Here is a 19691-nt window from a genome sequence, read left to right as displayed (position 1 = left end):
CGTCACAGTCCTATCGGGTAGTCGACTTTCCTGGGGGGCGGGCAGCCCTCCGGGCCGGGAAACGTCTGCTTGCCCGTGTCATCGTAGCGCTTGCCGCATTCGACGAGCACGCGCTTGCGGAAGGTGTAAATGCTGGCCACCTTGCCGTTCGGGTGGTAGCAGATATTGTCGCCATCGCGGTCGGCCGAAGCGTAGCTGATCATGGTTTCGCCGTTGACCGTGCGCGTGCTGTGGCCGCTGCGCGGCTCCGTGCATTTGAGCTGGCCGCTTTCGTAATACGCGTTGACGACGGAGGTGTCGGCGGCGCGGTCGACCAGCAGTTCATCCTTGCGCTTGCCGTTCGGGTAGTTCGAATAGCCTTCCTGGCGCTGGCCGTACTGGAAGGCATAGTAGTACTGGGGCTTGCCGTCCGGGTAGTACATGTGGTGGTACTCGCATACGTCGTCGCGCGTGCTGCCGTACTCCTTGAAGGTGCAGCGGTGGATGTCGTTGAGCAGCTGGCCGTCCTCATAGTATTCGCGCAGGTGCGTGAGCAGGCGGCCCTGGTCGATGACGGCCAGGCGTTCCGGCTTGCCGTTGGGGTAGTAGCGCGCATCGAGGCCCTGCTTCTTGCCGTTGTCCCACAAGGTGTCGAGGCGCAGGATCTTGCCGCTGTCGTCGAACGCCTGTTCGCGTCCATCGAGCTGGCCGTTGCGGTAGGTGGCCGTGTAGACCACGTATTCCTTGCCGGCCGGGCCCAGGTAGCGCGTGCGGCTGCCATCGAGCACGCCCGCTTGGTAATGGTCGCGCTGGCGCAGCGCGCCCTGCGCATCCGTGTCCAGGGCCTCGCCCTGTTTTTTGCCTTTCACAAAAGCGACGCTTTGCGTGCCCTTGTCCTTGAGCTTGAGCTTCCACGGGCCGTCGCGCAAGCCGTCGATGAAGCTGCCGTCGCCGTCTTCCGTGATCCACGCGCCATGGCGCGAACCGTTGACGTAGTTGCCGCGCGTTTGCAGCTTGCCGCCTATGCGGCGTTCGTGCGGGCCGTTCAGCTGGCCGCCCGCGTAGGTGTCGAAGCCCGTCACTTCCTCTTCATCGGCATAGTTGACGACCGTCCAGCGGCCTTCGCGCTTGCCGGCCCGGTACATGCCGCTCTCGCTCTGCTTGGGATAGTTGAAGGACCACAGGCCTTCTTGCAGGCCGTCGACGAAATGGCCTTTTTCGCTGCCTTCGTGCATGCCCTCGCGCACCCACAGGCCCTGGCGCTTGCCTTTCGCGTACTGGCCCCGGTCGACCACCGAACCGTCGTCCCAGGCCAGGCTGTAGATGACGGACGGGCCGTCTTCGCTGCCCGTGAACTGTTTCGGCGCCGTTTCCCACGTCACTTGCCACAGGCGGTAATTGGGCAGGATGCCGGCGCCCGCATCGCTGTACAGCGTGTAGCTGGCCGTGAGAAAACGCTCGCCCTTTTTCTGGAAGGTTTTCTTGTAGGTGATGGCGTCCTTGCTGTCGGACGCCACAGGCTTGCCTTCGTCGCTGTAGTAGCCGACGATGCTGCCTTGCGTATGGTCGATGGCGTCGAAGTCTGTATTGCCGCTTTTGCCGCGCGCGACGCTGTAGTCCATCGGCGCCAGTTTCGCCAGCGCCGCCTTGACCTGGCCCGCATTGGGCAAGGTGGTTTGCGCGGCGATGCGGTTTAGTGCCGGCTGCAAGCCGTCGAGGCGCCGGTACTTGCCGGAACTGCGGTGGTAGCGGTAGGCGCGCAGGCCGTTCCTGTCGCCCTGGCGGAACAGCACCAGCATGGTTTGCACGTTGCTGTCCGATTCCTTGTCCAGTGACGCGTAGAAGACGGAGCGGATGACGGCGTTGCCGAACTGGTCGAGCAGGAAGGTTTTCGAAGCGCTGTTCGTGCACTCGCAGTAATAGCCGTTGACGCCGTCTTTTTCCTTGAGAAAGGCGACGTCAAGCCCGCTGTCCTGCGAGGCGCTGATGGCGGGATGGGCGAGACTCTTGCCTTCATAGAAGGACGCGCCGTGGGCTAGCGCGGAACAGAGGAGCAAGGGCAAGAGAACTGGCAAGAGCGGACGTTTCATCGTGGGGCTGGCGCCGCGGCGCCGCAATGGAAAGGCCACGATTCTGCCTGTGTTCTCTGCTGCGGGCAAATGGGCGCACGCGTATCGTGTGTGCGCCTGCGATTCAGGGCTGGTGCGCGGCGCAGAAGTCCAGCAGCAGCTGTTCGCCGTCCGGCCACGGGCCGTAGCCGGCATCGCCGTTGATATGGCCGGCGTCGCCGATCATGGTGAAATCGCTGCCCCAGGCGGCGGCGAACGCGCGCGCCCGCGCGAAGCTGACGTAGGGATCATCGCCGCTGGCCACCACCAGGGTCGGAAAGGGCAAGGCTTGCAGCGGCATCGGTGCAAAGCCCGTCGTGCCGGCGGGGTAGGAGGGCGCCTCCACATCGCTGGGGGCGACGAGGAAAGCGCCGGCGATCCTGTGCGGCGAACCGCTGGCCGCCCAGTGGGCCACCAGCGTGCAGGCGAGGCTGTGCGCCGCCAGCACGGGCGGGCGCTCGCAGGCGGCGATGGCGCGGTCGAGCTCCGCCACCCATTCGTCCTTGTCCGGCGTCTGCCATTCCCCGTGCGGCACGCGCGACCATTGCGGGTGGCGCGCTTCCCAATGGGTTTGCCAGTGCTGCGGCCCGGAATTCCACAGGCCGGCCAGGGTCAGTACGAGAGGCGACATCGATGCTCCTTGAGGTTACAACTCCGTGCGCAGGGCAAATAATTCAGGGAACAATACCACGTCGAGCATCTTGCGCAAATAGCTCACGCCCGCCGTGCCGCCCGTGCCCGTCTTGAAGCCGATGATGCGCTCCACCGTCGTCACATGGCGGAAGCGCCAGAAGCGGAAGGCCGTTTCCAGGTCGACCAGCTTTTCGGCCAGCTCGTACAGGGCCCAGTGTTTCGACGGGTCGCGGTAGACTTCCAGCCAGGCCGCCTTGACGGAGGCGTCGGCGGCGGTCGGCAGGGTCCAGTCGGCGTCCAGGCGCTCGGGGGCGATGGGCAGACCGCTGCGCGCCAGCAGCTTGATGGCTTCGTCGTAGACGGACGGCGCGCGCAGGGCGGCGTCGAGCACTTTGTAGGTGTCGGGGGCCGTGGTATGCACGTTGAGCAGGGCGGCGTTCTTGTTCCCCAGGATGAATTCGATTTCGCGGTACTGGTAGGACTGGAAGCCGGACGAGGCGCCCAGGTAGGGGCGGATGGCCGTGTATTCGGGCGGCGTCATGGTGGCCAGCACGTCCCAGGCATGCACCAATTGATCCATGATGCGCGCCACGCGGGCCAGCATTTTAAACGCGGGCGCCAGGTCGCCGCTTTGCAGGTTGGCGCGCACGGCGTGCATTTCGTGCAGCATCAGCTTCATCCACAATTCGCTCGTCTGGTGCTGCACGATGAACAGCATCTCGTTGTGGTTGGGGGAGAGCGGATGCTGGGCCGTCAGGATGCGGTCCAGCGCCAGGTAGTTACCGTAGCTCATCGATTCGCTGAAATCCATCTGCGCGCCATGCCACTGCGCATCCTGGGCGCCCGCATGCATGGGGCAGCCGCTGGTGTTTTCCTTGTTCATATTCTTGTCGTCGCTCATGGGATGGTTCAGGTGACGGCATCGCGCCTGGCGGCGATGTCGTAGGCTTGGGTGTCGAGAATGTCGCGCAGGATGTCCACGGCATCCCACACGTCGGCAAAGCTCGTGTACAGGGGCGTGAAGCCGAAGCGCATGATGGCCGGCTCGCGGTAGTCGCCGATCACGCCGCGCGCGATCAGCGCCTGCATCACGGCATAGCCGTGCGGGTGCGTGAAGCTGACCTGGCTGCCGCGCCGCGCATGCTCGCGCGGCGTGACCAGGCCCAGCGGATGGCTGGCGCAGCGCTGTTCCACCAGCGCGATGAACAAATCCGTCAGGGCCAGCGACTTGCGGCGAATGGCTTCCATGCTCGTTTGCGCAAAGATATCGAGGCCGCATTCGACCAGGGCCAGCGAGAGAATCGGCTGCGTGCCGCACAGGGCGCGGGCGATGCCGTCGGCGGGCGCGAAACCCGGGTCCATGGCGAACGGCGTGGCGTGGCCCCACCAGCCGGACAGCGGCTGGAGGAAGCGCGCCTGGTGTCTTGCCGGCACCCAGATGAAGGCGGGCGAGCCGGGGCCGCCGTTCAGGTATTTATAGGTGCAGCCGACGGCCAGGTCGGCGCCGGCGCCGTTCAGGTCCAGCGGCACGGCGCCGGCCGAATGGGCCAGGTCCCACAGCGCCAGCGCGCCCTGCGCGTGGCAATGGCTGCTGATGGCGGCCATGTCGTGCTGGTAGCCGGTGCGGTAGTTCACGTGCGTGAGCATGGCGACGGCGCAATCGGCATCGATCGCTTGCGCCAGTTCTTCGGGACTGTCGACCAGGCGCAGCTGGTAGCCGCGGTCCAGCCAGGCGGCCAGGCCTTGCGCCATGTACAGGTCGGTGGGGAAGTTGCTGCGTTCGCTGACGATGACGCGCCGCGCGGCCTGCGCGGGATCGCTGGCCTGCATCTGCAGGGCGGCGGCCAGCGCCTTGAACAGGTTGATGGAGGTGGTGTCGGTGATCACCACTTCGCCCGTGCCGGCGCCCAGCAGCGGTGCCAGGCGGTCGCCCAGGCGCTTGGGCAGGTCGAACCAGCCCGCCGTATTCCAGCTGCGGATCAGGTCCGTGCCCCATTCGGCCGTGATGACGTGCTGGGCGCGGGCCAGGGCCGCCTTCGGCCGCGCGCCCAGGGAATTGCCGTCGAGGTAAATCACGCCTTGCGGCAAGTCGAATTGCTGGCGCAGGGGCGCCAGGGGATCATCGAGGTCGCGCGCACTGCAGTCATGTCGAGAAATCATGGTGGCTTTCATGTTGATACTTGTCTGGATGGCATGATATTGCTTGAGGCTTAAAGTATCATGCGGAAGTGGCAGTGTAGCAAATCCCTGCCGCAAAGCGCGATTCCCGGCATGGAAAAGCGGCGAAAAAATACCCGCTTGCGGGGCGTCAACGAAAAAAATCACGATTTTAAAAAATATTTTCAAGAACCCCTAAAGTTCTGCGATATGGCGCCGTCAACAAATACATGAACGGCGGTAATCGGTCAGGCAGGCGTCCTAAATTTTTTAAATATTTTTAAAAATAAGCCTAAAGTTCTCGTCGAAGCTGCCGTTACCTCAGTTAGATGGCTTGATTAAGGTCAAGTTGTTGTAAAAAAGTGATTTCATTGCAAGCGGAAAGTCAGGCAAATCTGGCTCCTTGCGCATCTCAAGAATCCGCGCCGTTGCTGGCGTGCGACCATGGTCGAGCGGTGTTTGTCAGACAAACACCTACGGCCCCATCCGCTATTCCCCGACCAAAAATACAGCGCTACGCCTCTGTTGCGTTTGATGTTGCTCCTGCAGAATGTATCTCACTGGCAACACACAACGCCAGCTGAATTCAACGGATTGAGGAGATGGAAATGACTGCTAACGACATGATGGCTGAGATTCGCGACGCTAACCTGAGCTACCTGATGCTGGCCCAGCAAATGATTCGTGCGGACAAGGTAACGGCCATCTTCCGTTTGGGCATTGCCGCCGACATCGCCGAGCTCATCGAAGGCATGAGCAATGCGCAGATCCTGAAACTGGCTGGCGGCAACATGATGCTGGCCCGCTTCCGCTTCGACGACAGCGCCATCCTGGGCATGCTGACGAACTACAATAAAGACCGCTCGCTGGCCCAGTCGCACGCTGCCATCCTCATGGCCGGCCAGGGCGTCGAAGAAATCGCTTAAGCTTCCCATTAAAACGTCCATGGCGGCGTTGCATTGCCCTGAACATTTTTCTGGCAACCTTTTAGTTAGTATCAGTCAGTCATTCAGTATCAGTCAGTTGCGGAGCGCACAGCATGGCCAAGAAAAGTGTCGTATCGGAAGCGCAGGAAATCCAGCTGGCCATCGAACTGATACAGCTGGGCGCACGCCTGCAACTGCTGGAGACGGAAGTGTCGCTGTCGCGCGAACGCCTGCTGAACCTGTACAAGGAATTGAAGGGCGTCTCGCCGCCCAAGGGCATGCTGCCGTTTTCCACCGACTGGTTCCTTACCTGGCAACCGAATATCCATTCCTCGCTGTTCATCAATATCCACAAATTCCTCGTTGACCACGCGGGCGCCACCGGCATCGAAGCGGTGATGAAGGCCTATAAGCTGTATCTGGAACAGATGCCGCCCGAAGCGGGCGAAGAGCCGCTGCTGTCGCTGACGCGGGCCTGGACCCTGGTGCGCTTTTTCAGCAGCAAGATGCTGGACATGGCGCCCTGCGGCAAATGCGGCGGCAAGTTTGTCGTCAACTGCCTCGACCTGAACGCCGATTATGTGTGCGGCCTGTGCCACATGCCTTCGCGCGCCGGCAAGACCAAGAAGGCGCGCGATGAAGCGGCCGCCGTCGCGCCGCCGGGCATCGTCGCCTGATCCTGCCCCGATAAGTATCTCAGTGAAAGCCGGAGCGGTCGCCAGACCGGACTCCGGCTTTTTGCCGCTGCTTTCGCTTACACTGGCGTTTTCCTCCTTCGATCATCCCATGCTGCAACAAATCCTGCGTGCGCCCGCGCTCAAGGCCATCCTGATCCAGATGCTGGCTTTTCCCTTGATGTTGCTATTGGTATATGCTCTGGCGCGCGCCGGCGCGGCCATGTCGCTGTCGGCCGTGGCCGTTCTGCAGGGCGGGCTGGCAGCACTCATCACGTGGCGCGCGGGTCTGGCGCGCTGGTGGTGCGCCATCGGCTTGCTGTTTGCGCCCGCCTTGCTGGGCGCCAGCCTGCTCGATTTGCCCCCGGCCGTGTTCCTGGCCGCCTTTGTTTTCCTGCTCAGCCTGTACTGGTCCACGTTCCGCACGCAAGTGCCGTTTTACCCGTCGGGGCCGAAGGTGTGGCAGGCGGTGGCCGGGCTGATCGCGGACAGGCCCGGCGTGCGGCTGGTCGATATCGGCAGCGGCCTGGGCGGCCTGGTGCTGGAACTGGCGCGGCGCCGGCCCGATGGACAGTTTTCCGGCATCGAGCTGGCGCCGTTGCCGTGGCTGGTCAGCCGCTTGCGCGCGCGGCTGGCGGGAAGCCGCGCGCGCTTCCTGCGCGGCGACTACGCGGCACTCGATTTCGGCCGCTATGATGCCGTGTTTGCCTACCTGTCGCCGGCGGCGATGGCGGCCCTGTGGAGCAAGGCGGAAAAGGAAATGTTGCCCGGTAGCATGCTTCTTAGTTACGAATTCCAGATTGCGGCACGCCAGCCCGATAAGACCATCGCCGCCACAGAGGGTGGCCCTTTACTTTACATATGGTGCTTTTAAGCAATTGTCTGCGTTATTTGCTTGCCCGTAGGGCAATCTCACGTTATTGTAGTTCCACACGGCATTTTCTCGGAATTGCATTGAAAAGCAACGCATTTCAATTAACTTCCGGTTGTTTTTTTTGCCGCTGTCTTTGCCGGCGGCGCAGCCGCCAAAAGACAGAAACAGGTTTGAACATGCCGGGCACACAGCCCCGGCCATTATTGGGAGTCAGGGCACTTGTTAGTCATAATCGGATACATCATCGTCTGTGCCTCGGTCTTTGGCGGCTTCGCAATGGCCGGCGGCCATCTGGCGGCGCTGTTCCAGCCGCTGGAGTTGCTGATGATCGGCGGCGCCGCCCTGGGCGCCTTCCTTGTTGGTAACAATAACAAGGCCATCAAGGCGACGATCGCCGCCTTGCCGAGCCTGTTCAAGGGTTCGCGTTATACCAAAGAGCTGTACATGGAACTGATGTCGCTGTTGTTCGAAGTGCTCAGCAAGGTGCGCAAGGAAGGCTTGATGTCGATCGAAGGCGATATCGACAAGCCGGAAGAGAGTCCGCTGTTTTCCAAGTATCCGGCCGTGCTGGCCGACCACCATATCGTCGAATTCATGACCGATTACCTGCGCCTGATGGTGTCGGGCAATATGGATGCCTTCCAGATCGAAAACCTGATGGATAATGAGATCGAGACGCACCATCACGAAGGCGCCGTGCCTGCCCACGTGATCGCCAAGGTGGGCGACGGCTTGCCCGCCTTCGGTATTGTCGCCGCCGTCATGGGCGTGGTGCACACGATGGAGTCGGTGGGCATCCCGCCGGCTGAGCTGGGCATGCTGATCGCACACGCGCTGGTCGGCACCTTCCTCGGCATTTTGCTGGCGTATGGCTTCGTCGGCCCGCTGGCCAGCCTGCTGGAGCAGAAGCTGGAAGAGTCGAGCAAGATGTTCCAGTGCGTGAAAGTGACGCTGCTGGCCAGCCTGAACGGCTATGCGCCGGCGCTGGCCGTGGAGTTCGGCCGCAAGGTGCTGTTCTCGACCGAGCGCCCGACGTTCAATGAGCTGGAAGACCACATCAAGAAATCGAAAACGAAGTAAGCAGTGAATATACGCCTGGACACCATGAGTCATTTGCAGCACACGGAAGGGGGACGCCATGGCCGATGAAGGCATGCGCCCGATTATCGTCAAGCGTATCAAGAAGACGGCTGGCGGACACCATGGCGGGGCGTGGAAAATCGCCTACGCCGACTTTGTCACGGCCATGATGGCCTTCTTCCTGCTGATGTGGCTGCTTGGTTCCACCTCGAAGGGCGACTTGAACGGCATTTCCGAATTCTTCAAGACGCCGTTGAAAGTGGCCATGGCGGGCGGCTCCGGCAGCGGCGAGAGCAATTCCGTGATCCAGGGCGGCGGCCAGGATCTGTCGCGCCAGGATGGGCAGGTGCGCAAGGCGCAGGAAGAGCAGCAGCGCAAGTCCTTCGACCTCAATTCCGCCAAGGCCGCGCTCGAACGCGAGGAGGGCAAGCGCCTGCAAGCGCTCAAGGCGCGCATCGAGGCAACCATCGATGCCAATCCCCTGCTGAAAAAGTACAAGAACCAGCTGCTGCTCGATATCACCAGCGAAGGCTTGCGCATCCAGATCGTTGACGAGCAGAACCGTCCGATGTTTGCGCTCGCCAATGCGAATCTGCAGCCGTACACCAAGGAAATCCTGCACGCCATCGGCTTCGTGCTCAATGAAGTGCCGAACCGCATCGGCCTGTCCGGCCATACGGATTCGACGCCCTATATGAGCGATGCCGGCTACAGCAACTGGGAATTATCGGCCGACCGCGCGAATGCGTCGCGGCGCGAACTGGTGATCGGCGGCATGAAGGAAGAAAAAGTCTTGCGCGTGGTGGGGCTGGGCTCGGCCGCCCACCTGGACAAGCTCGACCCCTTCAATCCGATCAACCGGCGCATCAGCATCATCGTCATGAACAAGCGCACGGAAGAAAATGTCTTGCGCGATGGGGCGGCGATCGAACTGCCGGTGACCGATGCCGCTTCCGCCGCCGTGGCGTCGGGGCTGGCGGCCGGTGCGCCGCCCGCGGCGGCGCCAGCCACCGGCCCGGCAGCGGCGAAAAAGTAACACGCAAGGCTGTCAACGCGTGGTGTATTGAAACAATGAGACCTTTATGACAAGAAAGAAAATACTTGGCTCGCATGTAAAGCGCCTGCTGTCTGGCGTGTCGGACCATGGCCGCAAGCACTTGACGGAGGTGGAAACCGACCTGGTGCAGACCGGCATCTTGCTGGAAGAGGCGATCGAGAAGCTGTCCTTCAATTTCATGGCGATACACGCAGCCGTCGCAGCGCAGCAAGATACCATCGCCCTGCTGCTCGACGGCGGTATTCCGGCCGAACAGCAGCGGGAAAAACTGCTGGCGTTGCAGGATGAAGTGGGCGGCTACGTGAATGCGGCCATCACCAGCCTGCAGTTCCAGGATATGACCAGCCAGCTGATCGAGCGCACCCTGAAGCGCGTGACGGGCTTGCGCGAGTTCCTCGGCACCCTGGGTTCGCATGGCGCGGAGATGTTGCCGGAGAGCGACAATGAAGAAATTGTCGCCCTGCTGGGGCGGGTCAGCATGGCGCTGGCGATTCAAAGCCTGGAGTTGCGCAGCGTGCTGCGCAAGGCTGTCAGTCAACAGCATTTGGAAAGTGGCGACATCGAGCTGTTCTAGCATGCCAGTGCGGAATGCTTGTGGTTGCATGGATTGATTAATCAAATACTCGGGCAGGATGCCCGGAATAAGTGGGAGCAAAGATGGCCAAAACGATACTTGCAGTGGACGATTCCAGCTCATTGCGCCAGATGGTGGCGTTCAGTCTGAAAGCCGCCGGTTACCAGGTGGTGGAGGCCGTCGACGGCCAGGACGGACTGGAAAAAGCCAAACTGCAAACCGTGGACCTGGTCCTGACGGACCAGAACATGCCGCGCATGGATGGCCTGGAGCTGATCAAGCTGCTGCGCGAACTGCCGACCTACCAGAAGGTGCCCATCCTGATGCTGACGACGGAGTCGTCGGACGAGATGAAGTCGAAAGGACGTGCCGCCGGCGCCAATGGCTGGCTGGTCAAGCCGTTCGACCCGCAACGCCTGATCGAAGTGGTCAAGAAGGTGATCGGCTGATGCCAGCCGCGCAGCGCAACGATGCAAATGACGGAGTCACCCTATGACCATCGATATTAGCCAGTTTTTTCAGGTCTTTTTCGATGAGGCCGAAGAACTGCTGGCTGAAAAAGAACGGCTGCTGCTGGCCGTCGATATTGCGGCGCCCGACGCCGAAGACCTGAATGCCATTTTCCGCACTGCCCATTCGATCAAGGGCGGCGCATCGACGTTCGGCCTCTCCGACATGAGCGAGGTGACGCACATCCTCGAGTCGCTGCTCGACCGCATTCGCCAGGGCCAGATGGCCCTGACGGCGGAACACGTCGACGCCTTTTTGGCGGCCAAGGATATCCTCAAGATGCAGCTCGACGGCCATCGCCTGGGCAGCGCCGTCGACCAGGATGCCGTGGCCAATGTGCGCATGATGCTGCAGTCGTTCTCGCAGGACGTGCCCGTGGCGGCGCTCACGCCCGTCGCGCCAGCCTTCCATACGGCGGAAAAGGCCGCCGTCAGCCATGCCGGCGGACATCGCATCCGCCTGGAACTGCCGAAGATGGAAGAGCGCGAAGTCGATGCGCTGGCGGCCGAACTGGGCTTGCTGGGCGACGTCGCCGTATCGAGCTTGCCCGACGCGCGCAAGGTGCTGGAAGTGACGACGCATGAAAGCCTGGACGATATCCTGGCCATCTGCTCGTTCGTGCTCAATCCCGACGACATGGTAATCACGCAGGCGCCGCCACTGGCGCCGGGCGAAGCCGATGCGGCCCGCGCGGCGCAGGAAAAGGCCCAGGGTTACGGCTTCTTCGACCCGCTGCCAGGCGCGCCTGCCGCACAGGGCGCGGCCGATCCCGGCTATGGCTTCTTCCAGCCGATCGAGGACATCCGCGCCGCCGCCGGCGTGCAGAGCGAGGCCGAACAGGGCTACGGTTTCTTCCAGCCGCTCGAACAGATTCGCGCCGACGCGGCCAAGGCGGGCAACGCCAGCGCCGCCGCGCCGGCCGTGGCGAGTGCCGTGGCCGAAACGGAGCAGGAAAAGAAACCGGCCAAGAAAGAGGGCGACAAGGCCGGCGCCGAATCGTCGTCGATCCGCGTCTCGATCGAAAAAGTCGACCAGCTGATCAATCTGGTGGGCGAACTGGTGATCACGCAGGCGATGATCGAGCAGCGCGCCAGCGCGCTCGACCCGATGCTGCATGAAAAACTGCTCGACAGCGTCAGCCACCTGACGCGCAATACGCGCGACTTGCAGGAAGCGGTGATGTCGATCCGCATGATGCCGATGGATTTCGTTTTCTCGCGCTTCCCGCGCATGGTGCGCGACCTGGCCACCAAGTTGGGCAAGAAGGTCGATTTCATCACGAATGGCGCCGCCACAGAACTGGACAAGGGCCTCATCGAGCGCATCGTCGATCCGCTGACGCACCTGGTGCGCAACAGCATCGACCATGGCGTGGAAATGCCGGCCGCCCGCGTGGCCGCCGGCAAGACCGAGGCGGGCCGTTTGTTCCTCTCGGCCAGCCACCAGGGCGGCAACATCATCATCGAAGTGTCCGACGACGGCGCGGGCCTGAACCGCGAGCGCATCCTGGCCAAGGCCGCGCAGCAGGGCCTGGACGTGTCCGAGTCGATGAGCGATGCCGACGTGTGGCAGCTGATTTTCGCGCCAGGCTTTTCCACGGCAGAAGCGGTCACCGACGTGTCGGGCCGCGGCGTGGGCATGGATGTCGTCAAGCGCAATATCAGCGCCATGGGCGGCGTGGTCGACATCCGTTCGGCCAAGGGTTTCGGCACGACGATTTCGATCTCGCTGCCGCTGACCCTGGCCATCCTGGACGGCATGTCGATCCGCGTCGGCGACGAAGTGTATATTTTACCGCTGGGCTTTGTCATCGAATCCCTGCAGCCAGCCGTTGAGGATGTCAAGGACATCAGCGGGAAGGGGCAAGTGGTGAAAGTGCGCGGCGAATACCTGCCGTTGATTCCGCTGTACCAGATGTTCGACATTGCGCCGCGTTTTACCAGTCCCTCGGAAGGCATCTGCGTGATCCTCGAGACGGAAGGGCGCAAGGCGGCCCTGTTTGTCGACGACCTGGTGGGGCAGCAGCAGGTCGTGGTGAAAAACCTCGAATCGAACTACCGCAAGGTGGTGGGCATTTCCGGCGCCACCATCCTGGGCGATGGCGGCGTGTCGCTGATTCTCGATGTCGCCGCCCTGATCCGTTCCTCTCGCCAGCTGGCCGACGAGTCCATTTTTTCGTAATACCGATAGATAAAAGATAGGAAAACGCACCATGTCAGATACTCAACAAACATCCGGAAGCAATGCGGGCGACGGCAAGGACATCGCCGGCCGTGAATTCCTGGCCTTCACCCTGGGCTCCGAAGAGTACGGCATCGATATCCTGAAGGTCCAGGAGATCCGTGGTTACGAAGCGGTTACCCGCATCGCCAATGCGCCTGAATTCATCAAGGGCGTGATCAACCTGCGCGGCATCATCATTCCCGTGGTCGACATGCGCATCAAGTTCAACCTGGGCACGCCCGTATACGACCAGTTCACGGTTGTGATCATCCTGAACATCGGCGGCCGCATCGTCGGCATGGTGGTCGACAGCGTTTCCGACGTCACCACCCTGACGCCGGAGCAGGTGAAGCCGGCGCCAGAAATGGGCACCGCCTTCTCGACCGACTACATGATCGGCCTGGGCACCATCGACGAGCGCATGCTGATCCTGGTCGACATCGACAAGCTGATGTCAAGCAGCGAGATGGGCCTGATCGACAAGCTGGCGGCGTAAGCGGCAGCAAGGCGGCGCCCGGTGCGCCGCCGCTTTACCACGCAAAGAATCACTACAGATATGCATGTACCGGCGCGGGAAAGTAATCCTCGGGAAATTATTGTGAATTTATGACGAACAGAACCGGATGCTGTGCAAGGCGCCCGCAGCGACGCAGTGCGAGCACTGCTAGCTGCGGGCAACACCGCACAGCGCCGGTTATGGAAGTCAGAAATCATAATAATTTATTGGGGGTTACTTGCCAGAGGCGCGCCGGCAGGCTGCAAGGTCCGTCAGAGACCCGGCCACAACACGGCGCCGTCCGGTTGAACGGGCGCCGTTCACATAAATATTGGAGACTGTAATGAGTTTGCGCGATATCAAGATAGGCACCCGGCTGGGGATAGGTTTCGGCAGCATCCTCGCCATCCTGGTGGTGGTGATCGTTTCGGCGAATGCGCTGAATTACCGTAACAAGGCCCAGTTGCTCACGGGTCTGGCAGTGGCCAGCGAAAAGAATACGCAGGCGTCGCTGATGAAAAGCGCGATGCTGGAAACCGGTATCGCCATGCGCAATATCGGCTTGCAGGGCGATGTGGGCCTGATGCAGGTGGAAGAGGGCAAGGTGCGCGAGCAGCGCAAGCTGTATGACGGTGCGCGCGGCAAGCTGGCCACCTTGGGCCTGTCCGAGGGCGAGAAGGCGCTGCTGGCCAATATCGCCAAGGCCGACGGCGAAGTCGATGCCGCCTTCAAGGAAGCGATGGGGCAGGTGCTGGCGTTTAACAGCGAGGGCGCGGCGAAGGTGATTGCCACCCGCATCGATCCCTTGAACAAGACGACCCTGGCCGATATCAACAAGCTGCTCGACTTGCAGCACGTGGCGCAGCAAAGCTTCATGGACGATTCGCTGGCGGCCGATGCGCGCCTGATGACGGTATTGTTCATCCTGGGCGGCGCGGCGGTGGCGATCGGCGCCTGGTGCGCCATCTTCATCACGCGTTCGATCACGGTGCCGCTGTCCGGTGCCCTGGCAGTGGCGCAGAAGGTGGCTGCCGGCGAACTGACGGCGCGCGTGGTGGTTGAAGGCAAGGATGAAACGAGCGCCTTGCAGCAGGCACTCAAGGACATGAACGAGAGCCTGGTGCAGACGGTCAGCGACGTGCGCAATGGGACGGACACCATCACCGTGGCGTCGCGCGAGATCGCCAGCGGCAATGCGGACCTGTCGGCGCGCACGGAAACGCAGGCCAGTTCGCTCGAAGAGACGGCATCGTCGATGGAAGAGCTGACGTCGACCGTGAAGCAGAATGCGGACAACGCGCGCCAGGCCAACCAGCTGGCCGTGTCGGCATCGTCGGTGGCGGAGCAGGGCGGCAAGGTGGTGGCGCAAGTGGTCGACACCATGGGTTCCATCAAGGACAGCTCGCGCAAGATCGTCGATATCATCGGCGTCATAGACGGCATTGCGTTCCAGACGAATATCCTGGCGCTGAATGCGGCCGTCGAGGCGGCGCGCGCAGGCGAGCAGGGGCGCGGTTTTGCGGTGGTGGCGTCGGAAGTGCGCAATCTGGCCCAACGATCCGCCGGCGCGGCGAAAGAGATCAAGGGCCTGATCGGCGACTCGGTCGACAAGGTCGATGCCGGCAGCCGCCTGGTGGACGAGGCGGGGCAGACCATGGGCCTGATCGTCACGTCGATCCGGCAGGTGGCCGACATCATGGGCGAGATCACGGCGGCAACGCAGGAACAGAGCCATGGCATCGAGGAAGTGAACCAGGCCATCGCGCAAATGGACCAGATGACGCAGCAAAATGCGGCGCTGGTCGAGGAAGCGGCGGCGGCGGCCGAGAGCATGCAGGACCAGGCGCAGAAACTGGCCGACGCCGTCAGCATCTTCAAGCTGGGTGGCGAGAGCGTTGCGCCAACGGCCACACCCGCCCCCGTGCCGGTAAAGGCGGCGGCACGGCCGGCGCCTGCAGTGGCGGCAACTACACGGCGGTTGGCAAAGACGGCGCAAGCCGGCACGCCACCGCCCGCGAAAAAGCTGGCGGCGGCCGGCGGCGACGATTGGGAAGAGTTCTGACGCCAACCCGGTCCCGCTAGTTATACTTGCAAAGGCATTGGTCAGAGTAGTCATAGAGAGGTAAAAACAAAATGCCGCAAACTAAAACGGATTCGGTCAAGGAATTTGATTTCACTGGCAAGGACTTCGAACGGGTCCGCGCCATGATTTACAAGCGGGCCGGCATCGCGCTGGCCGACAGCAAGCAGGAGATGGTCTACAGCCGCCTGGCGCGGCGCCTGCGCGCGACCGGCATCTCCTCGTTCGTCCGCTACCTGGACGACCTGGAAGCGGGCCGCATGGGCGACGAGTGGGAAGCGTTCACGAATGCGCTGACGACCAACCTGACGTCGTTCTTCCGCGAGGCGCATCACTTCCCGCTGCTGGCCGAGCATGTGAAAAAACTGAGCGGGCCGATCACCATCTGGTGTTCGGCCAGCTCCACCGGCGAAGAGCCGTATTCGATCGCCATGACGGTGTGCGAGGCGTTCAATACGCTCACGCCGCCGGTCACCATCATCGCCACGGACATCGACACGAATGTGCTGGCCACGGCCGCCAATGGCGTCTACAACCTGGACCGGCTCGACAAGATGCCGGCCGACCGTGCGCGGCGCTTTTTCTTGCGCGGCAAGGGCGACCGCGAAGGGCAGGTGCGGGTGCGCCCGGAACTGCGCCAGATGATCACCTTCAAGCCGCTCAACCTGCTGGCCGACAGCTGGCCATTGACGGGGCAGTTCGACGTCATCTTTTGCCGTAACGTGATGATTTATTTTGACAAGGCGACGCAGCGCAAGATCCTGTCGCGCTTTGTGCCATTGATGAAGCCCGATGCCCTGCTGTTTGCGGGCCATTCGGAGAATTTTCTGTACGTGTCGGATTCATTGAAGCTGCGCGGTAAAACAGTCTATGAGCTCGATCAGCCTCGGGGCGCCGCGCCCAAGGCATCGTCGCATCGTACATGAGAGTGAAATATGAGCCTGGAATCCAAAGAGCAATTCGCCACTAACGTCTATTACGACAGGACGTTCAATTGTGACGCCGCCAAGATCTTGCCTGGTGAGTATTACTTTACCAACAAGGACATGCTGATCGTCACCGTGCTCGGCTCCTGCGTCTCGGCCTGCATCCGCGATCGCGTCACGGGCCTGGGCGGCATGAACCATTTCATGCTGCCCGACGGCGGCAGCGATCCGAACAGCCCGATTTCCGCATCGATGCGCTATGGCACCTACGCCATGGAGATATTGATCAACGACTTGCTGAAGGCTGGCGCGCGGCGCGAGAACATGGAAGCGAAGGTATTCGGCGGCGGCGCCGTGCTGCGCGGCTTCACGGCGATCAACGTGGGCGAGCGCAATGCGGCCTTCGTCATCAATTACCTGAAGGCGGAAAAGATGCGCGTGGTGGCGGAAGATCTCAACGACATCCACCCGCGCAAGGTGTATTTTTTCCCCCGCAGCGGCAAGGTGCTGGTGAAAAAGCTGATGCAGACGCATAACGACACCCTGGTGCGCCGCGAACTCGATTACGCCAGCCGCCTCAAGGTCGCGCCGGTGGGTGGCGAGGTCGAACTGTTCTAGTGACAGCGGACCAAACTTGCTGCGCGTCACCTTGTGCGGCGTGCGGCGGTGTGGTCCGGGGTACTAATTTAATAAGATACAAGGGCCGCAAGGCCTGGAAGGATATTTATGAAGATCAAAGTATTGATCGTGGATGATTCGGCGCTGATTCGCAGCGTCATGACCGAAATCGTGAACAGCCAGCCCGACATGGAAGTGGTGGGGGCGGCGCCCGATCCGCTGGTGGCGCGCGAGATGATCAAGCAGACCAACCCCGACGTGCTGACCCTCGACGTCGAGATGCCGAAGATGGATGGCCTGGACTTCCTGGAAAAGCTGATGCGCTTGCGCCCGATGCCGGTGCTGATGGTGTCGTCCCTGACCGAGCGCGGTTCGGAAATCACCATGCGCGCGCTGGAACTGGGCGCCGTCGATTTCGTCACCAAGCCGAAAATTTCCATCCAGAGCGGCATGCGCGAGTACACCGACATGATCGCCGACAAGATCCGCGCCGCCTCGAAGGCACGCATCCGCGCGCGTACCCTGCCGTCTGCCGGCGACAAGGTGGCCGCGCCGCTGCCTGCGCTGCGCAGCCCCTTGACGTCGAGCGAAAAGCTGATCATCGTGGGCGCCTCCACGGGAGGCACGGAAGCGATCCGCGAATTCCTCATGCAGATGCCGTCCGATTGCCCCGGCATCCTGATCACGCAGCACATGCCGGAAGGCTTTACGCGCTCGTTTGCGCGCCGTCTCGATTCGCTGTGCAAGATATCGGTGCAGGAAGCGGCAGGCGGCGAACGCGTGCTGCCCGGCCATGCCTACATCGCGCCCGGCCATTCGCACCTGACCCTGACGCGCAGCGGCGCCAACTACATGACCAAAATCGACCAGGGCGAGCCGGTCAACCGTCACCGCCCCTCGGTCGACGTGCTGTTCCGTTCGGCAGCGCAATCGGCCGGTAAAAATGCCGTCGGCGTGATCCTTACCGGCATGGGCAAGGATGGCGCACAAGGCATGTTGGAGATGAAGGCTGCAGGAGCGTATAATTTTGCGCAGGATGAAGCCAGTTGCGTGGTGTTCGGCATGCCGCGCGAGGCGATCGCCATCGGTGCTACGCATGAGGTCGGCGCTCTGACGGCGCTGCCTGGCATGGTGCTGGGACACTTGGCTGCGCACGGCATGCGTGCTTTGCGCGTGTAAGCCACGTTTTATATGATCTGAGGCAAGTTTGTTCGCCTAAAAGCAACGAAAATGCTATCCTACAACTTGCTGCCGTAGTGTCGACCATAATGTCGGCATTCATGTCGATATTATTAACAAACCGCTACAGAAACAACGGAGTTATTCATGGCTGATCCAAAGATGAAATTTTTAGTCGTTGACGATTTTTCGACGATGCGCCGCATTGTCCGGAATCTGTTGAAGGAACTGGGTTATGCCAACGTCGATGAGGCGGAAGACGGCGTGATGGGCCTGGCCAAGCTGCGGGCGGAATCGTATGATTTCGTCGTCTCGGACTGGAACATGCCAAACATGGATGGCCTGACGATGTTGCAGCATATCCGCGCTGATCCCGCACTGGCCAAGCTGCCCGTGCTGATGGTCACCGCCGAAGCGAAAAAAGAAAACATCATCGCCGCCGCCCAGGCTGGCGCCAGCGGTTATGTCGTCAAGCCGTTCACGGCCGCGACACTCGATGAAAAGCTGAACAAGATTTTCGAGAAGCTGGAAAAAGCCGGCGCCTGATCACGGTTTGATACCGATCAAGAAAAACGCTGCCTGTGCAAACAGGCAGCGTTTTTTTTCGTCGGCTGAACTCGCTTATACCAGGCCGCCATTCGCGCGCAGGGTCTGGCCGTTGATCCAGCGGCCATCGGGGCCGCACAGGAAGGCGACTGCGGCGGCGATGTCTTCCGGCGTGCCCAGGCGCTCCAGCGGCGCCATCTTGCCCATGCGTTCTATCGTTTCTTCCGTTTTGCCGTTCAAGAACAGGGCCGTGGCCGTGGGGCCGGGGGCGACGGCGTTGACGGTGATGTTCTTGCCGCGTAATTCCTTGGCGAAGATAGCCGTCATCGTCTCGATGGCCGCCTTGGTGGCACCGTAGACGGCATAGCCGGGCAGGGCCAGGCCGATCACGCTGCTCGAGAAGTTGACCACGCTGCCGCCGTGGCGCAAGCGCGTCGCCGCCTGGCGCATGGTGTTGAAGCTGCCCTTGACGTTGATGGCGAACAGGCTGTCGAAGGTGGCGTCGTCCGTGTCGGCCAGGGCTGGCAGCGCGGGCGGCATGATGCCGGCGTTGTTGACCAGCACGTCAACGCCGCCGAAGGCCGCCTCGGCCGCATCGAACAGCGCTTGCACCTCGCCCGCATCGGCCACGTTGGCCTTGACGGCGATGGCGGCACCGCCGCTGGCCGCGATGGCCGCCACCAGCGCGTCTGCCGACTCCTTGCCGCTGGAGTAATTGACGACGACCTGCATGCCGTCACGCGCCAGGCGGCGGGCGATGGCCGCGCCGATGCCGCGCGAGGCGCCCGTGACGATGGCAACTTTGGCTGGGGTGGATGCGGTATTCATGGTGTTCTCCTGTCGTGGTGGCGGCCTGCATGGGCCAGTGCAGCCATTGTGATCTTTATTAATCCATGGATAAAGATAGGGATCTTGATTTCAATGTGCAAATTGGATTAACAATGATTGCCGGTCTGGCTGGTATGGACAGGCGTGGTGCCGCTGACCGCAAGTCATTGCGCAAGGGAATGAAATATTTCCCAAAGTTAACTTTACACGTCAAATAATTTGG

General features: G+C 61.8%; 19 protein-coding genes. 14 read left to right on the top strand and 5 right to left on the bottom strand.

Annotated features, from left to right (window positions below):
* Positions 1–2: 2 nt before the first annotated feature.
* The 4 genes from AC07X6_RS24780 to kynU all read right to left on the bottom strand — a co-directional run bounded on the left by AC07X6_RS24780 (position 3) and on the right by kynU (position 4880).
* Positions 3–2108, bottom strand: coding sequence for a toxin-antitoxin system YwqK family antitoxin (locus tag AC07X6_RS24780; RefSeq protein ID WP_494792701.1), 2106 nt, complete (start codon positions 2106–2108; stop codon positions 3–5).
* A gap of 64 nt (positions 2109–2172) precedes the next feature.
* The gene (locus tag AC07X6_RS24775) at positions 2173–2718 is read right to left on the bottom strand and encodes an RBBP9/YdeN family alpha/beta hydrolase (protein WP_494792700.1); all 546 of its coding nucleotides are present in this window, start codon (positions 2716–2718) and stop codon (positions 2173–2175) included.
* A 15-nt stretch (positions 2719–2733) separates the two neighbouring features.
* A complete protein-coding gene (gene kynA, locus AC07X6_RS24770) occupies positions 2734–3621 on the bottom strand; it encodes a tryptophan 2,3-dioxygenase (RefSeq protein WP_494792699.1) in 888 nt (295 codons plus the stop codon).
* Positions 3622–3629: 8 nt separating this feature from the next.
* A complete protein-coding gene (kynU, locus tag AC07X6_RS24765) occupies positions 3630–4880 on the bottom strand; it encodes a kynureninase (protein WP_494792698.1) in 1251 nt (416 codons plus the stop codon).
* A gap of 605 nt (positions 4881–5485) precedes the next feature.
* Here kynU and flhD point away from each other — a divergent pair.
* The 14 genes from flhD to cheY all read left to right on the top strand — a co-directional run bounded on the left by flhD (position 5486) and on the right by cheY (position 18640).
* Positions 5486–5803, top strand: coding sequence for a flagellar transcriptional regulator FlhD (gene flhD, locus AC07X6_RS24760; protein WP_010396649.1), 318 nt, complete (start codon positions 5486–5488; stop codon positions 5801–5803).
* Between the two features lie 113 nt (positions 5804–5916).
* Positions 5917–6480, top strand: a complete 564-nt coding sequence (flhC, locus tag AC07X6_RS24755; RefSeq protein ID WP_230542228.1) for a flagellar transcriptional regulator FlhC — start codon at positions 5917–5919, stop codon at positions 6478–6480.
* Between the two features lie 109 nt (positions 6481–6589).
* Positions 6590–7351, top strand: coding sequence for a class I SAM-dependent methyltransferase (locus tag AC07X6_RS24750; protein WP_494792697.1), 762 nt, complete (start codon positions 6590–6592; stop codon positions 7349–7351).
* 219 nt (positions 7352–7570) lie between these two features.
* The gene (gene motA / locus AC07X6_RS24745; protein WP_034758373.1) at positions 7571–8431 is read left to right on the top strand and encodes a flagellar motor stator protein MotA; all 861 of its coding nucleotides are present in this window, start codon (positions 7571–7573) and stop codon (positions 8429–8431) included.
* A gap of 58 nt (positions 8432–8489) precedes the next feature.
* On the top strand, positions 8490–9467 hold the full coding sequence (gene motB, locus AC07X6_RS24740) for a flagellar motor protein MotB (protein ID WP_230542226.1): 978 nt from the start codon (positions 8490–8492) through the stop codon (positions 9465–9467).
* A gap of 46 nt (positions 9468–9513) precedes the next feature.
* On the top strand, positions 9514–10062 hold the full coding sequence (locus tag AC07X6_RS24735) for a chemotaxis protein (RefSeq protein WP_077401991.1): 549 nt from the start codon (positions 9514–9516) through the stop codon (positions 10060–10062).
* 83 nt (positions 10063–10145) lie between these two features.
* Positions 10146–10511, top strand: coding sequence for a response regulator (locus tag AC07X6_RS24730; protein ID WP_034758362.1), 366 nt, complete (start codon positions 10146–10148; stop codon positions 10509–10511).
* Between the two features lie 43 nt (positions 10512–10554).
* Positions 10555–12753: a chemotaxis protein CheA gene (gene cheA, locus AC07X6_RS24725; protein WP_494792696.1), complete on the top strand. Its 2199-nt coding sequence runs from the start codon at positions 10555–10557 to the stop codon at positions 12751–12753.
* 31 nt (positions 12754–12784) lie between these two features.
* Complete coding sequence (locus AC07X6_RS24720; protein WP_034758356.1) at positions 12785–13291, top strand: chemotaxis protein CheW; 507 nt, start codon at positions 12785–12787, stop codon at positions 13289–13291.
* Between the two features lie 343 nt (positions 13292–13634).
* Entirely contained in the window at positions 13635–15353 is a 1719-nt protein-coding gene (locus tag AC07X6_RS24715) for a methyl-accepting chemotaxis protein (protein WP_494792695.1), read from the top strand.
* Positions 15354–15424: 71 nt separating this feature from the next.
* Positions 15425–16297 (top strand): CheR family methyltransferase, encoded by an 873-nt coding sequence (locus AC07X6_RS24710; protein WP_034778025.1) that lies wholly within the window; start codon positions 15425–15427, stop codon positions 16295–16297.
* Between the two features lie 9 nt (positions 16298–16306).
* The gene (cheD, locus tag AC07X6_RS24705) at positions 16307–16915 is read left to right on the top strand and encodes a chemoreceptor glutamine deamidase CheD (protein WP_034758343.1); all 609 of its coding nucleotides are present in this window, start codon (positions 16307–16309) and stop codon (positions 16913–16915) included.
* Positions 16916–17023: 108 nt separating this feature from the next.
* Positions 17024–18094 carry a protein-glutamate methylesterase/protein-glutamine glutaminase gene (locus AC07X6_RS24700; protein WP_152257160.1) on the top strand — a complete coding sequence of 357 codons (1071 nt, stop codon included), beginning with the start codon at positions 17024–17026 and terminating at the stop codon, positions 18092–18094.
* A 147-nt stretch (positions 18095–18241) separates the two neighbouring features.
* On the top strand, positions 18242–18640 hold the full coding sequence (gene cheY / locus AC07X6_RS24695; protein WP_010396677.1) for a chemotaxis response regulator CheY: 399 nt from the start codon (positions 18242–18244) through the stop codon (positions 18638–18640).
* A gap of 75 nt (positions 18641–18715) precedes the next feature.
* On the opposite strand, the gene AC07X6_RS24690 is transcribed toward cheY, so the two are convergent.
* Positions 18716–19468, bottom strand: a complete 753-nt coding sequence (locus tag AC07X6_RS24690) for an SDR family oxidoreductase (RefSeq protein ID WP_494792694.1) — start codon at positions 19466–19468, stop codon at positions 18716–18718.
* Positions 19469–19691: the final 223 nt, after the last annotated feature.

It is taken from the genome of Janthinobacterium sp. GW460-12-1-14-LB5, assembly GCF_059423585.1.
This window is presented reverse-complemented; position numbering and strand designations above follow the sequence as displayed.

What these genes read in the sequence shown, in the direction of transcription:
- AC07X6_RS24775 (WP_494792700.1), bottom strand. Translation starts at nt 2,718, where the DNA reads ATGTCGCCTCTCGTACTGACCCTGGCCGGCCTGTGGAATTCCGGGCCG.
- kynA (WP_494792699.1), bottom strand. Translation starts at nt 3,621, where the DNA reads ATGAGCGACGACAAGAATATGAACAAGGAAAACACCAGCGGCTGCCCC.
- kynU (WP_494792698.1), bottom strand. Translation starts at nt 4,880, where the DNA reads ATGATTTCTCGACATGACTGCAGTGCGCGCGACCTCGATGATCCCCTG.
- flhD (WP_010396649.1), top strand. Translation starts at nt 5,486, where the DNA reads ATGACTGCTAACGACATGATGGCTGAGATTCGCGACGCTAACCTGAGC.
- flhC (WP_230542228.1), top strand. Translation starts at nt 5,917, where the DNA reads ATGGCCAAGAAAAGTGTCGTATCGGAAGCGCAGGAAATCCAGCTGGCC.
- AC07X6_RS24750 (WP_494792697.1), top strand. Translation starts at nt 6,590, where the DNA reads ATGCTGCAACAAATCCTGCGTGCGCCCGCGCTCAAGGCCATCCTGATC.
- motB (WP_230542226.1), top strand. Translation starts at nt 8,490, where the DNA reads ATGGCCGATGAAGGCATGCGCCCGATTATCGTCAAGCGTATCAAGAAG.
- AC07X6_RS24735 (WP_077401991.1), top strand. Translation starts at nt 9,514, where the DNA reads ATGACAAGAAAGAAAATACTTGGCTCGCATGTAAAGCGCCTGCTGTCT.
- AC07X6_RS24730 (WP_034758362.1), top strand. Translation starts at nt 10,146, where the DNA reads ATGGCCAAAACGATACTTGCAGTGGACGATTCCAGCTCATTGCGCCAG.
- cheA (WP_494792696.1), top strand. Translation starts at nt 10,555, where the DNA reads ATGACCATCGATATTAGCCAGTTTTTTCAGGTCTTTTTCGATGAGGCC.
- AC07X6_RS24720 (WP_034758356.1), top strand. Translation starts at nt 12,785, where the DNA reads ATGTCAGATACTCAACAAACATCCGGAAGCAATGCGGGCGACGGCAAG.
- AC07X6_RS24715 (WP_494792695.1), top strand. Translation starts at nt 13,635, where the DNA reads ATGAGTTTGCGCGATATCAAGATAGGCACCCGGCTGGGGATAGGTTTC.
- AC07X6_RS24710 (WP_034778025.1), top strand. Translation starts at nt 15,425, where the DNA reads ATGCCGCAAACTAAAACGGATTCGGTCAAGGAATTTGATTTCACTGGC.
- cheD (WP_034758343.1), top strand. Translation starts at nt 16,307, where the DNA reads ATGAGCCTGGAATCCAAAGAGCAATTCGCCACTAACGTCTATTACGAC.
- AC07X6_RS24700 (WP_152257160.1), top strand. Translation starts at nt 17,024, where the DNA reads ATGAAGATCAAAGTATTGATCGTGGATGATTCGGCGCTGATTCGCAGC.
- cheY (WP_010396677.1), top strand. Translation starts at nt 18,242, where the DNA reads ATGGCTGATCCAAAGATGAAATTTTTAGTCGTTGACGATTTTTCGACG.
- AC07X6_RS24690 (WP_494792694.1), bottom strand. Translation starts at nt 19,468, where the DNA reads ATGAATACCGCATCCACCCCAGCCAAAGTTGCCATCGTCACGGGCGCC.